General features: G+C 71.2%; 2 protein-coding genes. Both read left to right on the top strand.

From position 1 onward, the window contains the following. Positions 1 to 1,246: ABC transporter permease subunit (locus ACWGH4_RS34410; protein ID WP_453467754.1), on the top strand; the 1,246-nt coding region annotated here is incomplete at its 5' end. After that, on the top strand, positions 1,243 to 2,175 hold the full coding sequence (locus ACWGH4_RS34415) for an ABC transporter permease subunit (RefSeq protein ID WP_441264926.1): 933 nt from the start codon (positions 1,243 to 1,245) through the stop codon (positions 2,173 to 2,175). The genes ACWGH4_RS34410 and ACWGH4_RS34415, both read left to right, overlap by 4 nt. Positions 2,176 to 2,233: the final 58 nt, after the last annotated feature.

Consider the following 2,233-nt stretch of genomic DNA (forward strand, 5'->3'; position numbering starts at 1 on the left):
CGTCCGGCCGGCCGTGCTGCTGCTCGGTGCGCTGGTCGTCTACCCCGTCCTCTTCTCCGTCGGACGGAGCCTGTTCGACGCGAGCGGCGAGCAGTTCGTCGGCGCGGCGAACTACACGGAGATCTTCCAGGACCCCGCCACCCTCAAGGCCATCCGCAACAGCACCATCTGGGTCGTGGTGGCGCCGGTCCTGCTGACCGGCCTCGGACTGATGCTGGCCGTCCTCACCGAGAAGGTCCGCTGGGCGACCGCCTTCAAGCTGGTGCTCTTCCTGCCCATGGCCGTCTCGTTCCTCGCCGCGGGCATCATCTTCCGGCTCGCCTACGAGCAGAACCCGGACCGCGGCGTCCTCAACGCGGTGGTCGTCGCCGCCCATGACGCGTTCGAGGACCCGGCCGCCTACCCGACCGCCCGCGTCCGCGAGCAGTCGGGCCTCACCGGAAAGGCCGGCGGCCCGTACAGCACCGAGGACACCGTCCGCCCCGGCAGTCCGGTCAGCCTCGGCTTCGTCGGTGTCGCGCCCGACGCGGTCCCCGCTGAGGCGCGGCCCGCCAGGGCCCCGGCCGGCGGAGATGGGATCGGCGGCGTCGCCTACCTCGACTTCGTACCGGGCGGCGGCGGCACCCAGGGCAAGGTCGATCCGGCGGAGAAGGGCCTGCCCGGCATGACCGTCGAAGCCGTCCGCGACGGCAAGGTCGCCGCCACGGCCACCACCGCCGCCGACGGATCCTTCCGCTTCGACGGCCTGGCCGACGGCGAGTACACCGTCCGGCTGCCCGCATCGAACTTCGCCGCGCCCTACCAGGGCGTCAACTGGCTCGGGCCGGCGCTCGTCACCCCGGCCATCATCGGCGCCTACCTGTGGGTGTGGACCGGCTTCGCGATGGTGCTCATCGGCGCCGGGCTCGCCGCCATCCCGCGCGACGCGCTGGAGGCGGCCCGGATGGACGGCGCCACCGAAGGCCAGATCTTCCGAAGGATCACCGTGCCGCTCCTGGCACCGGTGCTCACGGTCGTCTTCGTGACGCTGGTCATCAACGTGATGAAGGTCTTCGACCTCGTCTACATCATCGCGCCCGGACCGGTCCAGGAAGAGGCCAATGTGCTGGCCACCCGGATGTGGCTGGTGTCCTTCGGCGGCGGCAACGACCAAGGGCTCGGCAGCGCCCTGAGCGTCCTGCTGCTCCTGCTGGTCGTACCGGCCATGATCTTCAACGTCCGGCGCTTCAGAAGGAGCCGATCATGAGCGCCCGCACCACCGTCGAGCGCCCGCCCACGGAGCGGGCCGCCGCGGCCCGTCCCGTCCGGCCCTCCCCGCCCGGACGCCCCCGCCGCCGGGGCCGGCTCGCGAAATGGCTGGGCAGCGGAGCCGTCCAGGCCGTACTGATCGTCGTCGCACTCATCTGGATCACCCCGCTGGCCGGGCTGTTCCTCTCCTCCCTGCGGTCCGAACGCGACAACGCGTCCGACGGCTGGTGGACGGCGCTCACCGACCCCTCGCAGCTGTCCCTCGACAACTACACCGCGCTCTTCGAGGACTCCGGCATCGCCGGCGCCTTCTGGAACACCGTCCTGATCTCGGTCCCCGCCACCCTGCTGGTCGTCGGCATCGCGGCGCTCGCCGGATACGCCTTCGCCTGGCTGGACTTCCCCGGCCGTGACGCGGTCTTCCTCGTGGTCGTCGGCCTGCTGGTCGTGCCGGTGCAGATCGGTCTGCTGCCGGTGGCCAAGCTCTTCGGCGCGGTGGGCCTGTTCGGCACGGTCGCGGGCGTCATCCTCTTCCACGTCGCGTACGGGCTGCCCTTCGCCATCTTCCTGCTGCGCAACTACTTCGCGGAGATCCCGAGGGAGATGCTGGAGGCGGCGCGGATGGACGGCGGCGGGGAGTGGCGGATCTTCTCCCGCCTCGTCCTGCCGCTGGGCCGCCCGGCCCTCGCGAGCCTGGCGATCTTCCAGTTCCTCTGGGTCTGGAACGACATGCTCGTCGCGCTGCTCTTCGCGGACAGCGAGTCGCAGCCGCTGACGGTGGCGCTGCAGTCCCAGATGCGGCAGTTCGGCAGCAACATCGGGGTGCTGGCGCCGGGGGCGTTCCTGTCACTGGTGGTACCGCTGGTCGTCTTCTTCGCGTTCCAGAGGCACTTCGTGCAGGGGGTGATGGCGGGGTCGGTGAAGTAGGGGACGCGGGTGCGGGCCCGCCGCGCGGGGCGTGTTCCCACCCGTCCCTTCCCGGACC

Source organism: Streptomyces sp. NPDC054847 (assembly GCF_053610925.1).